General features: G+C 72.3%; 17 protein-coding genes and 1 pseudogene. 14 read left to right on the top strand and 4 right to left on the bottom strand.

The window, feature by feature from the left end; all coding sequences use genetic code 11:
- The first annotated feature begins 176 nt into the window (after window positions 1–176).
- The 5 genes from ACFWXC_RS47150 (at window position 177) to ACFWXC_RS47130 (ending at window position 9,153) form a co-directional block, all read left to right on the top strand.
- On the top strand, window positions 177–2,615 hold the full coding sequence (locus tag ACFWXC_RS47150) for an FAD-dependent oxidoreductase (protein WP_384489421.1): 2,439 nt from the start codon (window positions 177–179) through the stop codon (window positions 2,613–2,615).
- 140 nt (window positions 2,616–2,755) lie between these two features.
- Window positions 2,756–4,048, top strand: coding sequence for a serine hydroxymethyltransferase (gene glyA / locus ACFWXC_RS47145; RefSeq protein ID WP_384489419.1), 1,293 nt, complete (start codon window positions 2,756–2,758; stop codon window positions 4,046–4,048).
- Window positions 4,045–5,277 (top strand): sarcosine oxidase subunit beta family protein, encoded by a 1,233-nt coding sequence (locus ACFWXC_RS47140; RefSeq protein WP_384489417.1) that lies wholly within the window; start codon window positions 4,045–4,047, stop codon window positions 5,275–5,277. Before glyA ends, ACFWXC_RS47140 begins: the two co-directional genes overlap by 4 nt.
- A gap of 11 nt (window positions 5,278–5,288) precedes the next feature.
- The gene (locus tag ACFWXC_RS47135) at window positions 5,289–8,558 is read left to right on the top strand and encodes a sarcosine oxidase subunit delta family protein (RefSeq protein ID WP_384489415.1); all 3,270 of its coding nucleotides are present in this window, start codon (window positions 5,289–5,291) and stop codon (window positions 8,556–8,558) included.
- On the top strand, window positions 8,551–9,153 hold the full coding sequence (locus ACFWXC_RS47130; protein WP_384489413.1) for a sarcosine oxidase subunit gamma: 603 nt from the start codon (window positions 8,551–8,553) through the stop codon (window positions 9,151–9,153). The genes ACFWXC_RS47135 and ACFWXC_RS47130 overlap by 8 nt, the downstream gene beginning before the upstream one ends.
- 22 nt (window positions 9,154–9,175) lie before the next feature.
- On the opposite strand, the gene ACFWXC_RS47125 is transcribed toward ACFWXC_RS47130, so the two are convergent.
- Entirely contained in the window at window positions 9,176–10,216 is a 1,041-nt protein-coding gene (locus ACFWXC_RS47125) for an acyl-CoA dehydrogenase family protein (RefSeq protein ID WP_384489411.1), read from the bottom strand.
- Between the two features lie 99 nt (window positions 10,217–10,315).
- Here ACFWXC_RS47125 and ACFWXC_RS47120 point away from each other — a divergent pair, with 99 nt between their 5' ends.
- The 5 genes and pseudogenes from ACFWXC_RS47120 (at window position 10,316) to ACFWXC_RS47100 (ending at window position 14,550) form a co-directional block, all read left to right on the top strand.
- On the top strand, window positions 10,316–10,666 hold the full coding sequence (locus tag ACFWXC_RS47120) for a YciI family protein (protein WP_384489409.1): 351 nt from the start codon (window positions 10,316–10,318) through the stop codon (window positions 10,664–10,666).
- Window positions 10,666–11,022: pseudogene (locus tag ACFWXC_RS47115) on the top strand (sigma factor); the annotation flags it as partial. The gene ACFWXC_RS47120 and the pseudogene ACFWXC_RS47115, both read left to right, overlap by 1 nt.
- 195 nt (window positions 11,023–11,217) lie before the next feature.
- The gene (locus ACFWXC_RS47110; protein WP_384489407.1) at window positions 11,218–12,642 is read left to right on the top strand and encodes an aldehyde dehydrogenase family protein; all 1,425 of its coding nucleotides are present in this window, start codon (window positions 11,218–11,220) and stop codon (window positions 12,640–12,642) included.
- 256 nt (window positions 12,643–12,898) lie between these two features.
- A complete protein-coding gene (locus ACFWXC_RS47105) occupies window positions 12,899–13,609 on the top strand; it encodes a chitinase (RefSeq protein ID WP_384489405.1) in 711 nt (236 codons plus the stop codon).
- Between the two features lie 35 nt (window positions 13,610–13,644).
- Window positions 13,645–14,550, top strand: coding sequence for an oxidoreductase (locus ACFWXC_RS47100; RefSeq protein WP_384489403.1), 906 nt, complete (start codon window positions 13,645–13,647; stop codon window positions 14,548–14,550).
- A gap of 9 nt (window positions 14,551–14,559) precedes the next feature.
- Here the strand turns inward: ACFWXC_RS47100 and ACFWXC_RS47095 are convergent, their stop codons facing one another.
- Window positions 14,560–15,018 (bottom strand): pyridoxamine 5'-phosphate oxidase family protein, encoded by a 459-nt coding sequence (locus ACFWXC_RS47095; RefSeq protein WP_384489401.1) that lies wholly within the window; start codon window positions 15,016–15,018, stop codon window positions 14,560–14,562.
- A 203-nt stretch (window positions 15,019–15,221) separates the two neighbouring features.
- Between ACFWXC_RS47095 and ACFWXC_RS47090 the strand changes: the two genes are divergently transcribed.
- From ACFWXC_RS47090 to ACFWXC_RS47075, 4 genes are all read left to right on the top strand, one after another.
- Window positions 15,222–15,605 carry a BlaI/MecI/CopY family transcriptional regulator gene (locus tag ACFWXC_RS47090; RefSeq protein WP_384489399.1) on the top strand — a complete coding sequence of 128 codons (384 nt, stop codon included), beginning with the start codon at window positions 15,222–15,224 and terminating at the stop codon, window positions 15,603–15,605.
- Entirely contained in the window at window positions 15,602–16,531 is a 930-nt protein-coding gene (locus ACFWXC_RS47085) for a M56 family metallopeptidase (RefSeq protein WP_384489397.1), read from the top strand. Before ACFWXC_RS47090 ends, ACFWXC_RS47085 begins: the two co-directional genes overlap by 4 nt.
- Window positions 16,532–16,708: 177 nt before the next feature.
- A complete protein-coding gene (locus ACFWXC_RS47080; RefSeq protein WP_351707646.1) occupies window positions 16,709–17,101 on the top strand; it encodes a VOC family protein in 393 nt (130 codons plus the stop codon).
- A 38-nt stretch (window positions 17,102–17,139) separates the two neighbouring features.
- Window positions 17,140–18,210: an adenosine deaminase gene (locus tag ACFWXC_RS47075; protein ID WP_384489395.1), complete on the top strand. Its 1,071-nt coding sequence runs from the start codon at window positions 17,140–17,142 to the stop codon at window positions 18,208–18,210.
- Here ACFWXC_RS47075 and ACFWXC_RS47070 read toward each other — a convergent pair.
- A complete protein-coding gene (locus ACFWXC_RS47070; RefSeq protein ID WP_384489393.1) occupies window positions 18,192–18,707 on the bottom strand; it encodes a DinB family protein in 516 nt (171 codons plus the stop codon). The genes ACFWXC_RS47075 and ACFWXC_RS47070 overlap by 19 nt on opposite strands.
- 27 nt (window positions 18,708–18,734) lie before the next feature.
- On the bottom strand, window positions 18,735–20,237 hold the full coding sequence (locus ACFWXC_RS47065) for a carotenoid oxygenase family protein (RefSeq protein ID WP_384489391.1): 1,503 nt from the start codon (window positions 20,235–20,237) through the stop codon (window positions 18,735–18,737).
- Between the last annotated feature and the right edge of the window lie 16 nt (window positions 20,238–20,253).

Here is a 20,253-nt window from a genome sequence, read left to right as displayed (position 1 = left end):
GCGCAGCTGTGCGCACCGCCCGCCGGGCGTTGTCCTTTGCCCCTGCCTTCCGGCCGTTTCCCGACGTCACCGGGCCTCTTGACACCCCTCCTCCACGGCGGGCACATTGAGTTGCGCAGCCTGAATCACGTTGCGTACAAAGCAACTGCACCGGTCTCAAGTTCGGAGGTTGGGCGATGGCGGGACCCGTAGTGGTCATCATCGGAGCGGGCGTCGTGGGAGCAGCCCTCGCGGACGAGATCTCCGCACGTGGGTGGACCGAGGTGACCGTGGTCGACCAGGGCCCCCTGCCGGCCACCGGAGGCTCCTCCTCGCACGCCCCCGGCCTGGTCTTCCAGACCAACCCGTCGAAGACCATGACCGAGCTGGCCCGCTACACCGTCGAGAAGTTCTGCTCCCTCGACGTCGACGGCAGGCCCTGCTTCCTCCAGGTCGGCGGACTCGAAGTGGCCACCACCCCCGAACGCCTCGCCGAACTCCACCGCCGCCACGGCTGGATCACCGCCTGGGGCGTCGAGGCACACCTGTTGAGCGCCGACGAGTGCGTGCAGTGCCACCCGCTGGTGAACCGTGACCGGGTCCTCGGCGGCCTCTTCGTTCCCACCGACGGCATCGCCAAGGCCGTGCTCGCCGTCGAGGCCCAGATCCGCCGGGCCACCGAGCGCGGCGTCCGCTTCCTCGCCCGCCACGAAGTCCTCGACGTCCGCAGGAGCGAGGGCCGCGTCACCGGAGTCCTCACCGACCAGGGCGAGATCCCCGCCGACATCGTGGTGTGCTGCGCCGGCATCTGGGGCCCGAAGATCGCCCGCATGGTCGGCATGAACCTGCCGCTCACCCCACTCGCCCACCAGCTCGCCTGGACCGGCCCGGTCCCCGCCCTCGCCGGCCAGACCGAGGAGGCCGTCCGCCCGATCCTGCGCCACCAGGACGCCGACCTCTACTACCGCGACCGCTTCGACGGCCTCGGCATCGGCTTCTACGGTCACCGCCCGATGCCCGTCTCCGCGGACGACATCCTCTCCGTCGGCGAGGCCGAACAGATGCCCTCCGTCCTGAAGTTCACCGAGGAGGACTTCGAGGACGCCTGGACCGAGACCCGGTCGCTGCTCCCCGCGACCCGCGAGGCCAAGGTCGAAGAGGGCATCAACGGCCTGTTCTCCTTCACCACCGACGGCTACCCGCTGCTCGGTCAGTCCCCGGACGTCAAGGGCTTCTGGGTCGCCGAGGCCGTCTGGGTCACCCACTCCGCGGGCGTCGGCCGGGCCGTCGCCGAATGGCTGGTGGACGGCCACTGCTCGTCCTTCGACCTTCACGAGTGCGACGTCAACCGCTTCGAGGCGCACCAACTCGCCCCGGAGTACGTCCTCGCCCGCGACTGCCAGAACTTCGCCGAGGTCTACGACATCCTCCACCCCCTTCAGCCGTCCGGGAAACCGCGCCCGATCCGCACCAGCCCCTTCCACGCCCGCCAGCAGGAACACGGCGCGTTCTTCCTGGAGGCGAACGGCTGGGAGCGTCCCCAGTGGTACGAGGCCAACGCGGGTTTGGTCGAAGGCCGTTCGATCCCCACCCCCAACGACTGGGCCGCCCGCTACTGGTCGCCGATCGTCGGCGCCGAGGCCCAGGCCACCCGCGAGACCGTCGCGATGTACGACATGACGGCCCTCAAACGCCTGGAGGTCACCGGCCCCGGCGCCGCCGACTTCCTGGAGGGCCTGGTCACCGGCAAGGTCGCCAAGTCCGTCGGCTCGGTGACGTACACCCTGCTCCTCGACCACGACGGCGGCATCCGCAGTGACATCACCGTCGCCCGCCTCGCACGCGACCTCTTCCAGGTCGGCGCCAACGGCAACCTGGACCTCGACTGGTTCACCCGCCACCTCCCCGCCGACGGACGGGTCCAGGTCCGCGACATCACCCCCGGCACCTGCTGCGTCGGCCTGTGGGGCCCGCTCGCCCGCGAGGTCCTCCAGCCCCTCACCGACACGGACTTCTCCAACGAGGGCCTCAAGTACTTCCGCGCCCAGCGTGCCTACATCGGCTCGGTGCCGGTCACCGCGATGCGGCTGTCCTACGTCGGCGAACTCGGCTGGGAGCTGTACACCACCGCCGACCAGGGCGCGAAACTCTGGGACACCCTGTGGCGGGCGGCCGAACCGCTCGGCGGCGTCATCGCCGGCCGGGGCGCCTTCAACAGCCTGCGCCTGGAGAAGGGTTACCGCTCCTTCGGCACCGACATGACCTTCGAGCACGATCCCTACGAGGCCGGTGTCGGCTTCGCCGTCAAGCCGGACAAGGGCGACTTCGTCGGCAAGGCCGCGCTGGAGCGGCGCGGGACGGAGGTACGGCGCCGGCTGAGCTGCCTCACCATCGACGACCCAGGGGCGGTCGTCATGGGCAAGGAGCCGGTGTACGACGGTGAGCGCGCGGTCGGTTACGTGACCAGCGCGGCCTATGGATACACGATCGGGAAGGGGATCGCGTACGCGTGGCTGCCGGCGGAACTGGCGGTGCCCGGGACCGGCGTTCAGATCGGGTACTTCGACCAGCGCGTGGACGCGGTGGTGGCCGAGGAGCCGTTGTTCGACCCGGCGATGAGTCGTCTCCGTGGGTGAGGGGTCCGAGTGGTGTCGTCGTTCGGCTGCGGGCTCGTTGTGGCTGGTCGCGCCCACGCGGAGGTAGCCGCATATCAGTACAGCCCCGCGCCCCTTACGGGGCGCCTCGCCAAGGTCGTTGAAAGGATCACGAAACCCATATGAACGCGCTGAACACGCCCTTGGCCGAGCTCGACCCCGAGGTCCATGCCGCGCTCCGCGCCGAGCTGCACCGGCAGCAGTCCACTCTGGAGATGATCGCCTCCGAGAACTTCGCGCCCACCGCCGTGATGGAGGCGCAGGGCTCGGTCGCCACCAACAAGTACGCCGAGGGCTACCCCGGCCGCCGCTACTACGGCGGCTGCGAACACGTCGACGTCACCGAGCGGCTGGCCATCGAACGCGTCAAGTCGCTCTTCGGCGCCGGCTTCGCCAACGTCCAGCCGCACTCCGGCGCCCAGGCCAACACCGCCGTCTTCTTCGCCCTGCTCAAGCCCGGCGACACCGTCCTCGGCCTCGACCTCGCGCACGGCGGCCATCTCACCCACGGCATGCGCCTCAACTACAGCGGCAAGATGCTCGACGTCGTGCCCTACCACGTCTCCGAGACCGACAACCTCGTGGACCTGGACGAGGTGGCGCGGCTCGCCAAGGAACACCGTCCGAAGATGATCATCGCGGGCTGGTCGGCGTATCCGAGGCAGCTGGACTTCGCGGCCTTCCGGCGGATCGCCGACGAGGTCGGAGCCCTCCTCATGGTCGACATGGCGCACTTCGCGGGCCTGGTCGCCGCCGGACTGCACCCGAGCCCCGTCCCGCACGCCCACGTCGTCACCACGACCACGCACAAGACCCTCGGCGGACCGCGCGGCGGCGTCATCCTCACCGACGACGCCGACCTCGCCAAGAAGATCAACTCCGCGGTGTTCCCCGGGATGCAGGGCGGCCCGCTGGAGCATGTCATCGCCGCGAAGGCCGTCTCCTTCAAGGTCGCGGCAACACCCGAGTTCGCCGAACGCCAGGCCCGCACGCTGGCCGGCGCCCGCATCCTCGCCGAACGCCTCACCCGCCCCGACGCCGCCGCGGCCGGAGTGAAGGTGCTGACCGGCGGCACGGACGTCCACCTCGTCCTCGTCGACCTCCGGAACTCTCCCCTGGACGGCCGGCAGGCCGAGGACCTCCTCCATACGATCGGTATCACCGTCAACCGCAACGCCGTCCCCTTCGACCCGCGCCCGCCCATGGTCACCTCCGGCCTGCGCATCGGCACCCCCGCACTGGCCACCCGGGGCTTCACCGAGGCGGACTTCGCGGAGGTCGCCGACGTGATAGCCCTCGCCCTCCGGCCCGACCCGGACGTGTCCGCCCTGCGTGCCCGCACCGCGGCCCTCGCCGCCGCGCACCCGCTCTACCCGCACCTCTCGCACGACGGAGACGACGGAGACGTCCGATGAGCCCCCGCACCCCCGGCGCCGACCTCCCCGACCACCCGGACTTCCTCTGGCGCACCCCCGAGCCGAAGCGCTCGTACGACGTGATCGTGGTCGGCGGCGGCGGACACGGCCTCGCCACCGCCCACTACCTGGCGAAGAACCACGGCATCACCAACGTGGCGGTCCTGGAGAAGGGCTGGCTGGCGGGCGGCAACATGGCCCGCAACACCACGATCATCCGCTCCAACTACCTCTGGGACGAGAGCGCGGGCATCTACGAACACGCGCTGAAGCTCTGGGAGGGCCTGGAGGAGGAGCTCGACTACCCGATCCTCTTCTCCCAGCGCGGCGTGCTGAACCTCGCCCACAGCCTCCAGGACGTCCGCGACAGCGTCCGCCGGGTCGAGGCCAACCGGCTCAACGGCGTGGACGCCGAGTGGCTCGACGCCGAGCAGGTCAAGGAGGTCTGCCCGATCGTCAACACCTCACCCGAGGTGCGCTACCCGGTCCTGGGCGGCACCTACCAGCCGCGCGCGGGCATCGCCAAGCACGACTACGTGGCCTGGGGCTTCGCCCGCTCCGCGGACGCGGCCGGCATCGACATCATCCAGAACTGCGAGGTCACCGGAGTGGACGTGGTGGCCGGCCGGGTGGTCGGCGTCCAGACCACCCTCGGCCCGATCGCCGCCGGCAAGGTGGCCCTGTGCGCGGCCGGCCACACCTCCGTCCTCGCCGCCATGGCAGGCATCGAACTCCCGCTCCAGAGCCACCCCTTGCAGGCCCTCGTCTCCGAACTCCTGGAGCCGGTGCACCCCACCGTCGTCATGTCCAACGCGGTCCATGTGTACGTCAGCCAGGCGCACAAGGGGGAGTTGGTGATGGGCGCGGGCATCGACGCGTACAACTCCTACACCCAGCGCGGCGCGTTCCACATCATCGAGGAGCAGATGGCGGCGGCCCTCGAACTCTTCCCGGTCTTCGCCCGCGCCCACGTCCTGCGCACCTGGGGCGGCATCGTCGACGTCAGCCCCGACGTCTCACCCATCGTCGGCCTCACCCCGGTGGCCGACCTCTACCTCAACTGCGGCTGGGGAACAGGCGGTTTCAAGGCCACCCCGGGCGTCGGCTGGGTCTACGCCCACACCATCGCCCACGACACGCCCCACCCCCTCAACGCCCCCTTCTCGCTCGACCGTTTCACCACCGGCGCGCTCGTCGACGAGCACGGCGCGGCCGCGGTGGCCCACTAGGGAGCCCCACCATGCTGCTCATCCCCTGCCCGTGGTGCGGGCCCCGCGACGAGTCCGAGTTCCACTACGGCGGCCAGGCCCACGTGCCGTACCCGGAGAACCCGGCCTCCCTCACCGACGAGGAGTGGGCCCGCTACCTCTTCTTCCGCGCCAACCCGAAGGGCCCCTTCCCGGAACGCTGGAACCACACGGCAGGCTGCCGGAGGTGGTTCAACGCGGTCCGGGACACGTCGACGAACGAGATCCTGACGGTGTACCGGGCGGGCGAGCCGCGCCCGACGGCTCCCCTCTCAGCCCGTCCGGCGTTTGAGGACGAGGCCGTTCAGGCCGACGGGGGGTCTGGGGGCGCAGCCCCCAGCGGGGTCGAAGGGGCAGCGCCCCTGGAAGACGGGAAGGGTAGGGGCGGCGGGGGCGACACCCTCCTCGCCGGCACCACCGCGGCCCACCCCTACCGCACCCCCACCGGCGGCCGAATCGACCGCACCACCCCCCTCGCCTTCACCTTCGACGGCACCGAATACCAGGGCTACCGAGGCGACACCCTCGCCTCCGCCCTCCTCGCCAACGGCGTCATCCACTCCGCCACCAGCATCGGACTCGGCCGCCCCCGAGGCGTCTTCACCGCCGGCCCCGAAGAACCCAACGCGGTCGTCCAGATCGAGGCCACCTTCCCCGAACCCATGCTCCCCGCCACCACCGTCGAGCTCTACGACGGCCTGGTGGCCACCGGCCTCCGCGGCCGGGGACGCCTCGCCACCGAACCCGACCCCGCCCGCTACGACGCCGTACACGCCCACTGCGACCTGCTGGTCGTCGGCGCCGGCCCGGCCGGCCTCGCGGCGGCAGCGGCCACAGCCACCAGCGGCGCCCGCGTCATCCTCGCCGACGACCAGCCGGAACCCGGCGGCAGCCTGCTCGGCACCGGCGAGCACCACACCTGGGTGGTGGCGACACGTGCCCGCCTCGAAGCCGCCCCCGAGGTCCGCGTCCTGCGCCGCACCACCGTCTTCGGCCACTACGACGACAACCACCTCCTCGCCGTCGAACGCCGCACCGCCCACCTCGGCGCCGACGCTCCCGCGCACGTCTCCCGCGAACGCGTCTGGCGGATCCGTGCCCGGCACGTCGTCCTCGCCACCGGCGCCCACGAGCGGTCCCTCGCGTTCGGCGACAACGACCGCCCCGGCGTGATGCTGGCCGCCTCGGCCCGCACGTACCTGCACCGGTACGCCGTCCTGCCCGGCCACCGCGCGGTCGTGTTCACCACCAACGACAGCGCGTACGCCGCCGCACTCGACCTGGCGGCGGCCGGCGTGGACGTCGCGGCGATCGCCGACACCCGGCCCGAGCCGGGGGAGTGGGCCGAACGCGCCCGGTCCGCCGGGATCGAGGTACTGGCCGGACACGCGGTCACCGGCACGGCGGGCGCCGCCCGGCTCACGGCCGTGACCGTCGCCCCGTACGAAGACGTGACCGTCGCCCCGCACCAAGACGCCGACGAACAGCGGGAGTTCGCCGCCGACCTGCTCCTCGTCTCCGGCGGCTGGAACCCCGTCGCACACCTGTTCAGCCAGGCGGGCGGCACGCTCCGCCACGACGAGACGCTCGGCACGTTCGTCCCCGACGGCTGCCGTCAGGCCGTGGCGGTCGCCGGCGCCGCGAACGGGGCGTTCGACCTCGCCACGGCCCTCGCCCAGGGCGCGGCGGCAGGCGCCCGGGCGGTCGAGGCCGAGGGCTACACCGCGGAGCCCCCCGCCCGCCCCGCTGTCGCCTCCCTGCCGTACACCCCGCCCATGCAGGTCTTCACGATCCCCACCGCCACCGGCGGCCCCCGCTTCGTCGACCTCCAACGCGACGTCACCGTGGCCGACCTGACCCGGGCGACCGGCGCGGGTCTGCGCTCGGTGGAGCACACCAAGCGCTACACCACGGCCGGTACCGCGAACGACCAGGGCAAGACCGGCGGGGTGCTGACGAGCGGGGTCGTCGCCGAACTACTCGGCGTGGACGTCTCGGCGCTCGGCCTGCCCACCTTCCGGCCGCCGTACACCCCCGTCTCCTTCGCCGCCCTCGCCGGCCGTGACCGGGGCGCGCTGCACGACCCCGTCCGCACGACCGCCCTGCACGGCTGGCACGTCGAGCACGGCGCGCTGTTCGAGAACGTCGGCCAGTGGAAGCGGCCCTGGTACTACCCGCGGGACGGCGAGGACAGGGAGACGGCCGTGCTGCGCGAGTGCCGCGCCGCCCGCGAGGGCGTGGCCTTCATGGACGCCTCCACGCTCGGCAAGATCGATGTGCAGGGCCCGGACGCCGCGCTCTTCCTGGACCGGCTCTACACGAACATGATCAGCACCCTGAAGGTCGGCATGATCCGCTACGGCGTGATGTGCCGCCTGGACGGCATGGTCTTCGACGACGGCACGGTCATCCGGCTCGCCCCGGACCGGTTCCTGGTCACCACCACGACCGGCAACGCGGCGGCCGTCCTGGACTGGATGGAGGAGTGGCTGCAGACCGAATGGCCCGACCTGCGGGTGCACTGCACCTCGGTCACCGAGCACTGGGCCACCGTCGCCCTGGTCGGCCCGAAGTCCCGGGCGGTCCTCGGCTCACTGGCACCCCGACTGGCCGTGTCCAACGACGACTTCCCGTTCATGGCGTGGCGGGAGACCACCGTCGCCGGCCTCGACGCCCGGGTGTGCCGGATCAGCTTCTCCGGCGAACTCGCCTACGAGATCAACGTGTCGCCGTGGCGGGCCCGCGCGCTCTGGGAGGCGCTGGACGCGGCGGGGGAGCCGTACGGCATCACTCCCTACGGCACCGAGACCATGCATGTGCTGCGCGCCGAGAAGGGCTATCCGATCGTCGGCCAGGACACCGACGGCACGGTCACCCCGCAGGACCTCGGCATGGGCTGGGCGGTGTCCCGGAAGAAGCCCGACTTCATCGGCAAGCGCTCCTTCGCCCGCGCCGACACCGCCCGCCCCGACCGCAAACACCTGGTGGCCCTGCTCACGGACGATCCCGGCGCCCTCCTCCCGGAAGGCACCCACCTGGTCGCCGAGAGCGAACTGCCCGCCCCGCCCGTCCCCATGCTCGGCCATGTCACCTCCAGCTACCGCAGCGCGGCGCTCGGCCGGACCTTCGCGCTGGCCCTGGTCAAGGGCGGCCGGGAGCGCATCGGTGAACGTCTCTACGCACCCGTCGGCGCCCGGCTGCTGCCGGTGACCGTCGCCGGTCCCGTCCTCTACGACCCCGAGGGAGCCCGCCGCGATGGCTGACACCGCCCCGACCGCAGCGCGGCACAGCCCCCTGGCCGACGCCGCGCACCGCCTGTCCGCCGTGACGCGCTCCTCCCGGGGCGCGGTCCGGCTCGCCGAACTCCCCTTCCTGGCCCAGGTGAACATCCGGCTGGACGCCAAGGGACAGGCGGCGGACGCGGTCGGACTGGCCCTGGGACTCACCCTGCCGCTGGAACCCGACACCGTGGTGCATACGGGGGAGGTGACCGCGATGTGGCTCGGCCCGGACGAATGGCTGGTGGTGGGCCGGCCCGGCACCGAGCGGGAGCTGGAGGACCGGATCCGCTCGGCGGCCGGGGCCGAACCGGTCGCCGTCACCGATGTCTCCGCCCAGCGCACCACCCTCCTGGTCGGCGGCCCCCGCGCCCGCGATCTGCTGTCCCACGGCTGCGCAGTGGACCTGCACCCGCGTGCCTTCGGCCCCGGCCGCTGCGCCCAGACGACGCTCGCCCGTACCCAGGTCGTGCTGGTCGCCCGCGAGGAGAGCCGGGCCGGGTTCTGGCTGCTGGTGCGCTCCTCCTTCGCCGGCTACCTGGTGGACTGGCTGCTGGACGCGGCCGTGGAATACGCCTGAGCGGCCCGGGTGCCGAGCCGTCTCAGCGGGGCCGCTCCGCGAGCCGCTCCAGATGGGCCGTGCGCGATACGGCGGTCTGGCCCTGGACCAGCAGGAACAGGGCCTCCCGGGCCAGGCGCTGGGCGCGGCCGGTGACGGACATGGCCCGGCCGCCGCCCGACACCACGGCCGCCGTGGTCGCCGTACGCATCAACGTGAACGCCTCGGCCCGCAGCGCCAGCCGCTCCTGCGCGTGCTCCCGCGGCACCGGATGGTCCGCGAGCGCGTAGGCCCGGCGGCGGACCTCTCCGGTACGGGCCCGCAGCGGAGCGGCGTACTCGTCGTCGACCAGGGCCAGGGCCGCCTCCGTGATCCCGAAGACGGCCGGGTTGGCGTTGAGGGTCTTCGGCCGGTCCGTCGCCGCCCAGTCCTCGTACGGCGTCCGAAGCGCGACCGCGTCCTCCGGTACCCGCAGGCCGTCCAGGTCCAGGGACACCGTCCGGGACGCGGTGAGCGCGGCCAGCCGCATCGGCTCCGACGGCCGCAGGCCCGGCTGCTCCCGTGCCTCTACGAAGGCGAACAGGGCCTCGTCGTCCTCGGTCACCCCGGCCAGCAGAATCACGTCGTTCAGGCCCCAGCCGGTGTACCAGGGGACGGTGCCGTCAAAGCGCCAGCCGTCCCCCTCCCGCCGGACCCGCACCGGAACAAGCGGGTACGACCGCAGATGCGCGTACGCCACCCCGGACAGCAGCCCACCCTTCGCCAGCGGGCCCAACAGGCGGTCCCGTACCGGCAGTTCGGCCTTGGCCAGGGTCAGTACCGGCGTGTGGTGCTGGGTCTGCACGAACCAGGTCGAGCAGCACGCCCCGGCCAGGATCTCCGCCGTCTCGCGCACCACGGCCGCGGGTGCCGCCGAGCCGCCGTACGCCACCGGCGCGTTCAGGCCGAGCAGGCCCGAGCGCCTGATCGCCTCGATGTGGCTCACCGGCACCCCCTCCTGGTCGACGCGCTCCGCGGCGGGGGAGAGGAGGCCGTCGGCGAGTTCCCGGGCGCGGACGACGAGCGGATGTGCGGAGATGGTCATGGAGAAGATTCTTTCGGCTGTCCGGGGCGGGGTGTCGATCCGGGGGCCCGCCGTTCGTGTAGAAGGCGAGCACACCCCGCGACGACCGAGGAGAACGTCATGAAGCACTACCTGCTCAGCGTGGTCCAGCCGGCCGACGGCACCCCGCCGCCGCCCGACGAGATGGCCACGATCATGCGCGATGTCGAGGTGTTCAACGACGAGCTGCGCGCGGCCGGCGCCTGGGTCTTCTCCGGCGGGCTGCACGGCCCGGAGACGGCCACGATGCTGCGCCCGAAGGACGGCGACGTGCTGGTCACCGACGGGCCCTACGCCGAGGGCAAGGAGTACCTCGGCGGGATCAGTCTGATCCGGGCCCAGGACCTGGACGCCGCCCTGGAGTGGGGACGCAAGGCCGCCCTGGCCACCCGGCTGCCGATCGAGGTGCGGCCCTTCGTGGACCAGTTCTGATGGCGGACGCCGCCGACGTCGAGGCCGCCTTCCGTGCCGAGTACGGGCGCGCGGTCTCGGTGCTCGTCCGCTTCCTCGGCGACATCGACCTCGCCGAGGAAGCGGTCCAGGACGCCTTCGCCACGGCGCTGGACAGATGGCCGGAGAGCGGGGTGCCGCCGAGCCCGGCCGGGTGGATCATCACCACCGCCCGCAACCGCGCCCTCGACCGACTGCGCCGCGAGTCCTCCCGGGACGCCCGGCAGGCCGAGGCCGCCCGGCTGTACGCGTCCGGCCCAGCGGCCGAGGAGGGCCCCGTGCGCGACGAACGGCTCCGGCTGATCTTCACCTGCTGCCACCCCGCGCTCGCCCCGCGTCCTGCACGCCGTCCGGGCCGACCTGCTGCGTCGCCTCGGCCGTGACGACGAGGCGGTCCGGGCGTACGACACCGCCATCGAGCTCGCCGACGGGCTGCCCGAACGGGCGTACCTTCGGCGGCGGCGGGCCGAGCTCGTGGCCTGAGGAGCGGGTCCACGGCAGGGTGATCCGGGCACGGCGGAAAGCGTTCCGGGGTGGCGGAATTTACTTCGGCCCCTGAAAGGTTGCACTATGCATCCGTCTGTTCGTCACCCGGCCGGGCCGTCAGGCCCGTACGCACCACCAGCGAGGCATCCGTGAACCAGTCCACCCCCGAGCAGCCCGCCGACGTCGTCGCCCGGCTGCGCGCCACCTTCCGCACCGGCCGCACCAAGCCCGTCGAGTGGCGCACCGGCCAGCTGCGCCGGCTGCGCGCCATGCTGACGGAGCGCGGCGACGAGCTGGCCGCCGCCCTCCACGCGGACCTGGGCAAGAGCGCCGGCGAGGCCTACCGCACGGAGATCGACTTCACCGTCCGGGAGATCGACCACAGCCTCGACCACCTGGCGGAGTGGCTGCGCCCCGAGTCCGCCCCGGTCCCGGCGCACCTGGGCGGCGACGCGACCGCCTGGACGCAGTACGACCCGCTCGGCGTCGTCCTGGTCATCGCCCCGTGGAACTACCCCGCCCAGCTGCTGCTCGCCCCGCTGGCCGGCGCCCTCGCCGCGGGCAACGCGGTCGTCGCCAAGCCCAGCGAGCTGGCCCCGGCGACCTCGGCCGCACTGGCCCGGCTGCTGCCGGCCTTTCTCGACACCGAGGCCGTCGCCGTCGTGGAGGGCGGTGTCCCGGAGACCACGGCCCTGCTCGCCGAACGGTTCGACCACATCTTCTACACCGGCAACGGCACGGTCGGCCGGATCGTCATGCGCGCCGCCGCCGAGCACCTCACCCCGGTCGCCCTCGAACTCGGCGGCAAGTCCCCGGCATTCGTCGACCGGGACGTCGACCTCGCGGTGGTCGCGGACCGGCTGGCGCGCGGCAAGTTCCTCAACGCCGGGCAGACCTGTGTCGCCCCCGACTACGTCCTGACGGACCCCGAGACGGCCGCCGCCCTGGAGGCCGAGCTGGTCAGGGCCGTCCAGGCCTTGTACGGCACGGAGCCCAAGGAGTCCGGGGAGTACGGCCGGATCGTCAACGAGCGGCACTTCGACCGGCTCAGCGGACTGCTCGGCTCCGGCCGGGTGGCGGTGGGCGGCGACACCGACCGCGCCGCCAAGTACATCGCGCCCACCGTGCTCGCCGACGTCGACCCCGAGTCCCCGGTGATGCGGGAGGAGATCTTCGGCCCGATCCTGCCCCTCGTCACCGTCCCGGACCTGGACGGCGCGATCGGCTTCATCAACGACCGCGACAAACCCCTCGCGCTCTACGTCTTCAGCGAGTCCGGCGACACCCGGGACCGGATCGCCGCCGAGACCTCCTCCGGCGGGCTCGGCCTCGGCCTTCCGGTCGCCCATCTCACCGTCTCCGACCTGCCGTTCGGTGGGGTGGGGGAGAGCGGCATGGGCAGTTACCACGGCCGCTACTCCATCGAGACGTTCAGCCACCGCAAGGCGGTCCTCGCCAAGCCGCTCGGCTGATCCCCCGACTCTTCCCGGGCCCGGCCGCGTGGTGACGCCGCCGGGCCCGACCGCTGCCCTGCCGGGCGACACGGAGAGCCCGACATGCCAGTTTCCGGCCGCAATTGCGGAAACCACTCGTCGAAGATCGACTGCCGAATGACTGGTCTACACCCTTGACTGGTACAGACCAAAGCAGTTGAGTGTGCCTCACACCCCCCACCGCGGCCGCTCCCCCTCTGTGGGGCGCGGCCGTGCTCCGCAAAGGAGTTGATCCGTGTCGAGGCGCCGTATCGCCGCACTCCTGACCTCGCTCGCCATAGGCGGCTCCGCCCTGGTGCTCCAGGCGGCCCCCACAGCCTCCGCCGCCGGCTTCGTCGTCAGCGAGGCGCAGTTCAACCAGATGTTCCCGAACCGGAATTCCTTCTACAGCTACAGCGGCCTCACCGCCGCGCTCAGCGCCTACCCGGCCTTCGCCAACACCGGCAGCGACACCGTCAAGAAGCAGGAGGCCGCGGCCTTCCTCGCCAACGTCAGCCACGAGACCGGCGGACTGGTCTACATCGTCGAGCAGAACACCGCCAACTACCCGACGTACTGCGACTGGAGCCAGTGGTACGGCTGCCCCGCCGGTCAGTCCGCCTACTACGGCCGCGGCCCCATCCAGCTCAGCTGGAACTTCAACTACAAGGCCGCCGGTGACGCGCTCGGCGTCGACCTGCTCAACAACCCCTGGCAGGTCGAGAACAACTCCTCCGTCGCCTGGAAGACCGGCCTGTGGTACTGGAACACCCAGACCGGCCCCGGCACCATGACCGGCCACAACGCCATGGTCAACCAGGCCGGCTTCGGCCAGACCATCCGCAGCATCAACGGCTCCCTGGAGTGCGACGGCAAGAACCCGGCGCAGGTACAGAGCCGGGTCAGCGCCTACCAGAAGTTCACACAGATTCTCGGTGTCACGGCGGGCAACAACCTCTACTGCTGACCCGTCCCGCGACTGCCGTGTGCCAGACTCCGTCGATGACCTCCGAAACGATCACCGCGGACACCTCCGGCACCTGGAAACTCGGCGACCTGCCCGTCCACCGTCTCGGCTTCGGCGCGATGCGGCTGACGGGCAACGTCGCCCTCCACCGCGGCACGCCCAGCGACCGCACCCGCTCGGTCGCCGTACTGCGCAAGGCCGTGGAACTCGGTGTGAACCACATCGACACGGCCGCCTTCTACTTCTCCGCCCTGCGCTCCGCCAACGAACTCATCAACACCGCGCTCGCCCCCTACCCCGACGACCTGGTCATCGTCACCAAGGTCGGCCCCTTCCGCGACTACTCCGGCGAGTGGGCCACCTCCGCCCGCCCCGACCAGCTGCGCGGGCAGGTCGAGGAGAACCTGCGCCAGCTAGGCCGCGACCACCTCGACGTCGTCAACCTCCGCCGGATGGGCCAGGACTCGATCGCCGAGCACTTCGGCGCCCTCGCCGAACTCCGCGAGGCGGGCCTGGTCCGCCACCTCGGCGTCTCCGAGATCGAACCGCGGCACCTGGACGAGGCGCTGGCCATCGCCCCCGTGGTGTGCGTGCAGAACCGCTACGGACTCGGCAAGCCGGACCCGGCAGGCGACGCACTGGTCCGTATCTGCGGCGAACGCGGCATCGCCTTCGTGCCGTACTTCGCCGTCGGGGGCGAGGCCGCGATGCGCGGCACCGCCGAGACCCACGACGACGAGCTCCTCGCCGTCGCCCGCGCCCACGACGCCAGCCCCGCCCAGGTCCGCCTCGCCTGGACCCTGCACCAGGGCCAGCACGTCCTCGCCATCCCCGGCACCGGCAACCCGGACCACCTGGCCGAGAACGTGGCGGCGGGCGCCATCCGGTTCACCGACGAGGAACTGACCCGGCTGAACGCCCTGCACACCAGGGCCGGTTGACGGTCCGGCTCAGACCGCCCACACCCCGTCCCGCATCAGGTGCCGGCCGCGCAGCTCGTGCTCCTCGTGCCAGGCCTCGACCGCGCGGGGCCGGATCCGGAACCAGGCGTACGACGGGCTGTCCCCGCGCGGGTCCCAGCCCGTCTTCGCCCGCAGCGCCTCGGCCGCCGGCCCCGGTACGCCGGCCGAGGAGAAGACGGTCACGTCCCCGTCCAGCAGGACGACATCCCGGGTGTCGCCGAACGCGAGCCTGGCCCGGCCGCCGTCCCGCAGATTGCGGCCGGTCGGGCTGGTGATCCGGGTGGACAGCCACACCGCCTCCCCGTGCCAGACGAACCAGAGCGGGACGAGACACGGCAGCCCGGTGCCGTCCGCCGTGGCCACCCAGATGTCCGTCTCCCGCTCGAGCCGGGACAGGACGTCGCGCTTGCGCTGCCCGGGGGAGCGGGCGGGGCCGGTGATCTTCATGGCCGCGAAACTACCGGCCGGGTGCGCCGCGCACCTCGGGCCCGCGTCCTAGGTCTCCGGTACCGCTCACCGCGGGAGGTTTCCTCCGCCTCCGGCGGGGCTCCTCTCATAATGGGTGGACGGGCGGTGGCCGCCGCCCGTCTGACTACACTGCCGTAGACGGTCCCTGGGACCGTGGACGAAGTAGGGGTGAGGAACCTTCCATGGCCGACGCGAAGGACGAACGCCGGCCCGCCGGTGAGCTGGAGGCGAGCGTCATGGCGGCCCTCTGGGCAGCCGGTGTGCCCCGGACCCCCGGGCAGGTGCAGCGAAGCCTCGGCGCGGACCTGGCACGCACCACCGTGACGACGATCCTGACCCGGCTGCACGACAAGGGCGTGGTCGACCGGCACCGTCAGGGCCGCGGCTTCGCCTACTTCCCCGTCCAGGACGCGCAGGGCCTGACCGCGAAGCGGATGCACAGCGAACTCGACCGCGACACCGACCGGGAGACCGTGCTCGCCCGCTTCGTCGCCCAGCTCAGCCCCGACGACGAGCGCGTCCTGCGGAGTCTGCTCGACGCCGGCGAACAGCCCGGGGCGTCATGACCGCGCTGCTGATCCTGCCGCTGCTGGTGCCGTTCGTGCTGCCGGCGCTCTCCCGGCGGGCCCTGGACCGGCTGGCGCCCACCGCCGCGCTCTGGGTGATCACCGCCTCGGCCGTCGCCCTCGCGGGCTGCACCCTGGCCGCGCTCGGCGCGTTCGTCCTCACCGGGCTGTTCGAGCTGCCGTTCTTCGCGGCGCTCGGTGAGCTGGTCCGGCCGCTGCACACGGTCTCCCACCGCTACGTCCTGCCGCTCGCGGCCCTCTCGGCCGGCGCTCTCGCCCTCTGCGCCTGGACCGGCACACGGTCGGTGCTGCGGCAGACGCGCGCCTTCCGCGCGGCCCGCACGGAGGCCGGGCGGGGGCCCGCCGCGGGTGACCTGTGCGTGGTCGACTCGCCGAGTCCGGACGCGTACGCGCTGCCCGGCCGGCCGCACCGGATCGTCGTCACCACCGGGATGCTGCGCAGCCTGGATGGGGCCGAACGGGAGGCGCTGTTCGCGCACGAACGGGCGCACAACAGCGGTGGCCACCACTTCTTCCTCGCCGCCGCGGAGCTTGCGGCGCACTGTCATCCGGGGTTGCGGCAGGTCCGGGAGGTCGTACGGCTGGCCGTCGAGCGGGTCGCGGACGAGGCCGCGGCGAGCGCGGTGGGGGACCGGCGGCTGACGGCCCGCGCGATCGCCCGGGCCGCGCTGGCCGGACAGGGCGGGGGCGCCGAGCGGCCGGCGTTCGTGTCGGGGGCGACGTCGGGGCCGGTGCCGCGGCGGGTGGCGGCGCTGCTGGAGGCGCCGCGGGGGCGGCGCCGGGCCGGTTCCGGGTTCGCGGTGCTGCTCGCGGCGTGCGCCGCGCTGTCGTGTGTCGCCTCCGCGACCGGGATGATCGACTTTCATCATCAGGTGGAGGTCGCGCAGGGGGAGGCGGAGCGGTAGGGCGGGCGCCGTGTGAAGGGCGCGGGTGCGTAGTGGCTGGTCGCGCAGTTCCCCGCGCCCCTGTCGGGGCGCCCCAGCTGGTGCCTCCCGAAAATACCGCCGTGGGAAGAGGGCGGCTGGCGTTCGTTACGTTTTACGTATAACCTCTCCCGCTAACCGCTCCACCGAAAGGTCCCCATGCGACGCGTCGCCCTGGTCACCCTTGTCGTCGGCGACTACGACGAGGCGATCCGCTTCTACACCGAGGCTCTCGGGTTCCGGCTGGTCGAGGACGCGCCGCGGCCGGACGGCTCCCGCTGGGTCGTCGTGGAGCCCGGGACCGAGGGGCACGGCACCGGACTGGTGCTCGCCCGCGCCAAGGACGACCGGCAGCGCGCCCGCGTCGGCGACCAGACCGGCGGGCGCGTCGGGTTCTTCCTGCACACCGACGACTTCGCCCGCGACCACGCCCGGATGACCGCCGCCGGCGTGACCTTCCTGGAGGAGCCGCGGCACGAGCCGTACGGCAGTGTCGCCGTCTTCCAGGACCTCTACGGCAACCGCTGGGACCTGCTCCAGCCCACCGACTGACCCATCGCCCCGAATCACCCGCCGAGGAAAACCCCGCCATGACTGCTACGCGCGTAGACTCCGATGTGATCCGCCGCCTCCCCAAGGCCGTCCTGCACGACCACCTCGACGGCGGCCTGCGCCCCGCCACCCTCGTCGAGCTGGCGGCCGAGGTCGGTCACACCCTGCCCACCACCGACCCGGACGAACTGGCCGCCTGGTACGTCGAGGCCGCCAACTCCGGTGACCTGGTGCGGTACATAGCCACCTTCGAGCACACCCTCGCCGTCCTGCAGACCAAGGAGGGGCTGCGGCGCGTCGCCGAGGAGTACGTCCTCGACCTCGCCGCCGACGGTGTGGTGTACGGCGAGGTGCGCTACGCCCCGGAGCTGAACGTCAAGGGCGGGCTCACCCTGGGCGAGGTCGTGGAGAGCGTCCAGGAAGGGCTCGCCGCCGGCATGGCGAAGGCCGCTGCCGCCGGCACGCCGGTCCGCGTCGGCACCCTGCTCTGCGGGATGCGGATGTTCGACCGGGTCGGCGAGGCCGCCGAGCTGGCCGTCGCCTACCGGGACGCCGGTGTCGTCGGCTTCGACATCGCCGGTGCCGAGGACGGCTTCCCGCCCGCCGACCACCTCGCCGCCTTCGAGCACCTGCGCCGCGAGAGCGTGCCCTTCACCATCCACGCCGGTGAGGCGCACGGCCTGCCCAGCATCCACCAGGCGGTCCAGGTGTGCGGCGCCCAGCGCATCGGGCACGGTGTGCGGATCACCGAGGACATCGCCGGCGACAAGCTCGGCCGGCTCGCGAGCTGGGTGCGCGACCGCCGGATCGCCCTGGAGATGTGCCCCACCTCCAACCTCCAGACCGGCTGCGCCACCTCCATCGCCGAGCACCCGATCACCGCGCTGAAGGAGCTGGGCTTCCGGGTCACCCTCAACACCGACAACCGTCTGGTGTCCGGTACGACGATGACCCGGGAGATGTCCCTGCTGGTCGAGGAGGCCGGCTGGACGGCCGAGGACCTGCGCACGGTCACGGTGAACGCCCTGAAGAGCGCGTTCATCCCGTTCGACGAGCGCAGGGCCCTCATCGAGGACGTCGTCCTGCCGGGTTACGCCTCCGTGCTCTGAAGCAGCCCCCGCAGATAGGCGGCCTGTCCGACGTGCTGGAGATCGTCGGACAGGACGCTCACCAGCCGTACGCCCAGCGTGACCGGCGGATCGAAGCGGGTGTCCACGATCCGTTCGAGATCCTTGGCGGGGAGCTCGCGCAGCACCCCCAGGGTCTGCTCGTGGACCGCGTCGTAGTAGCCGGTCAGCAGGTCGCCGGAGTCCACCGTGACCTTCGCGACCTTCGCGGGGGTGTGGCCGTACCCGTGGTCACGGGGCGGCAGGTCGAGGCCGAAACGCTTCTCCCAGCCCTGGGTCAGCCACACCTGGTCGAGGTCGAAGGCGTCGGCGACATGGTCGTCCTGGATCCGGGTGAGGTGCCAGACCAGCCAGGTGATGGAGTTGGCGCCGGGCGCCGGGGGCCCGTTGAGCAGGTCGGGGTCGAGGCCGTCGAGGGCGGCGTGGACTTCTTCCTGGATGCGGCCGAAGCCGTCGATGAGGATGTCCCTTGCATGCATGCGACCACGATCGCGCATCGCGGGGCGTCATGCGTCCGGAATCCAGCTTCCGTGGAACCCCAGCGGCACCCGGCCCGGCAGGTGGACCCGGGCCAGCGGCTCGCCGGTGAAGTCCTGGGCGGCGAGGATCAGCAGGTCGGCGGCGCCACGGTCGGGGTTGTGGACGTAGGCGAGCGTGAAACCGTCGTCCTCCTGGGCCGAGTGTTCGCCCGGCACGAACACCGCCTCGCCCGCCGCCGCGCCCCTCGGCAGCCGGTGCACCTGGGCCGTGCCACGCGCGAAGTCGTGCTTGAGGAGGGCGTTGGAGAAGGCGTGGTCCGGCGGGTTGCCGTCCCCGGCCAGGTACGCCAGTGACATCTCGGCGGCCGCCGCCGCGTAGCCGTAGCGGTGCCGGCGGGAGACCAGTTCCTCGTTGACGCGCGGGAATTCCTGCGGCCGGTCGTCCAGGGTCCGCCTGCGGACCCGGCCGTGGCGCAGATCGACCGTCCAGCGTTCGAGTCGCGCGGTGCCCACCGCGTGCGGTCCGTCCGTGAACTTCCCGGCCACGTCGAACGGCGCCGGATACGTCGTCAGGTCGATCACCACGGAGTCGCCCTCGTCGTACGCGTTGAGGGTGTGCGAGTAGAACACCGGGTCGACACCGAACCAGCGGACCGCGCCCCCGGACCGGGACATCACCCCCACCCGGGCCGGGTGTTCCCGGTTCCAGACGTACGGCACCAGGGCGCCGGCCTCCGCGGCCGCCGGGTCGAAGGTGACCGGGATGTCGAAGACGACCACATGCTTCCCGGTGAGCGCGAAGTCGTGCATCATCGGCGCGTCCCGCACCGGGATCCGGGTGGTGCGCGCGACCCGGCCGGTGGGGTCCACGACCAGGTGCCGGACGTGGTCCCAGGTCGGGTAGTAGGTGATCGCGTGCAACTCGCCCGCGTGCGCGTCGTACTTGGTGTGCGCGGTGAACGCGCCCTCCAGCGTGCCCCGGAAGTCGTAGGTGCCCACCGTGTTGAGCTCGCCGTCCAGCTCGTACGGCAGCGGGCCGCTCTCCTGGAGCGCGAGGATCCGCCCCCGGTAGGGGATCACATGCGTGTTGCAGGCGAAGTCGTCCGGCGGGACCGGGCCGGGAAAGGACTCGCCGAGCTTCGCCGCCACCTGGGAGGAGCGCACCCAGCGGTTGCGGTACCACTCGGCGCGTCCGTCGCGCAGCCGTACGCCGTGCACCATGCCGTCGCCGAGCATCCAGTGATGGGCGCGCGGGTCCTCCAGGCCGAGGACGTTCGGACCGTTGCGCAGAAAGCGACCGTTGAGCTCGCGCGGGATGCGGCCGGTGACCGGCAGGTCGAAGGCCGTGAGTTCCTCGGTGACCGGGGCGAATGCGCCCTGGAGGAACGGATACTCGTGTTCCGCCGATTCCGTCGACTCCGTTGCCGGGAGTGCCGCCGCCGTCGCGGCCCCTGTCGTGCCGGCCAGTGCGGTGGCCGCCGCCAGGCCCGCCGCGCCGCGCAGCACCGTACGCCGTGTGTGTTCCGCCATGTCCCCTGCTCCCCGT

The organism is Streptomyces sp. NPDC058683 (assembly GCF_042716195.1).
In the GTDB taxonomy this organism is placed as follows: domain Bacteria; phylum Actinomycetota; class Actinomycetes; order Streptomycetales; family Streptomycetaceae; genus Streptomyces.
The sequence above is the reverse complement of the archived record's forward strand: the minus strand, read 5'-3'. Positions and strand labels throughout refer to the sequence as shown.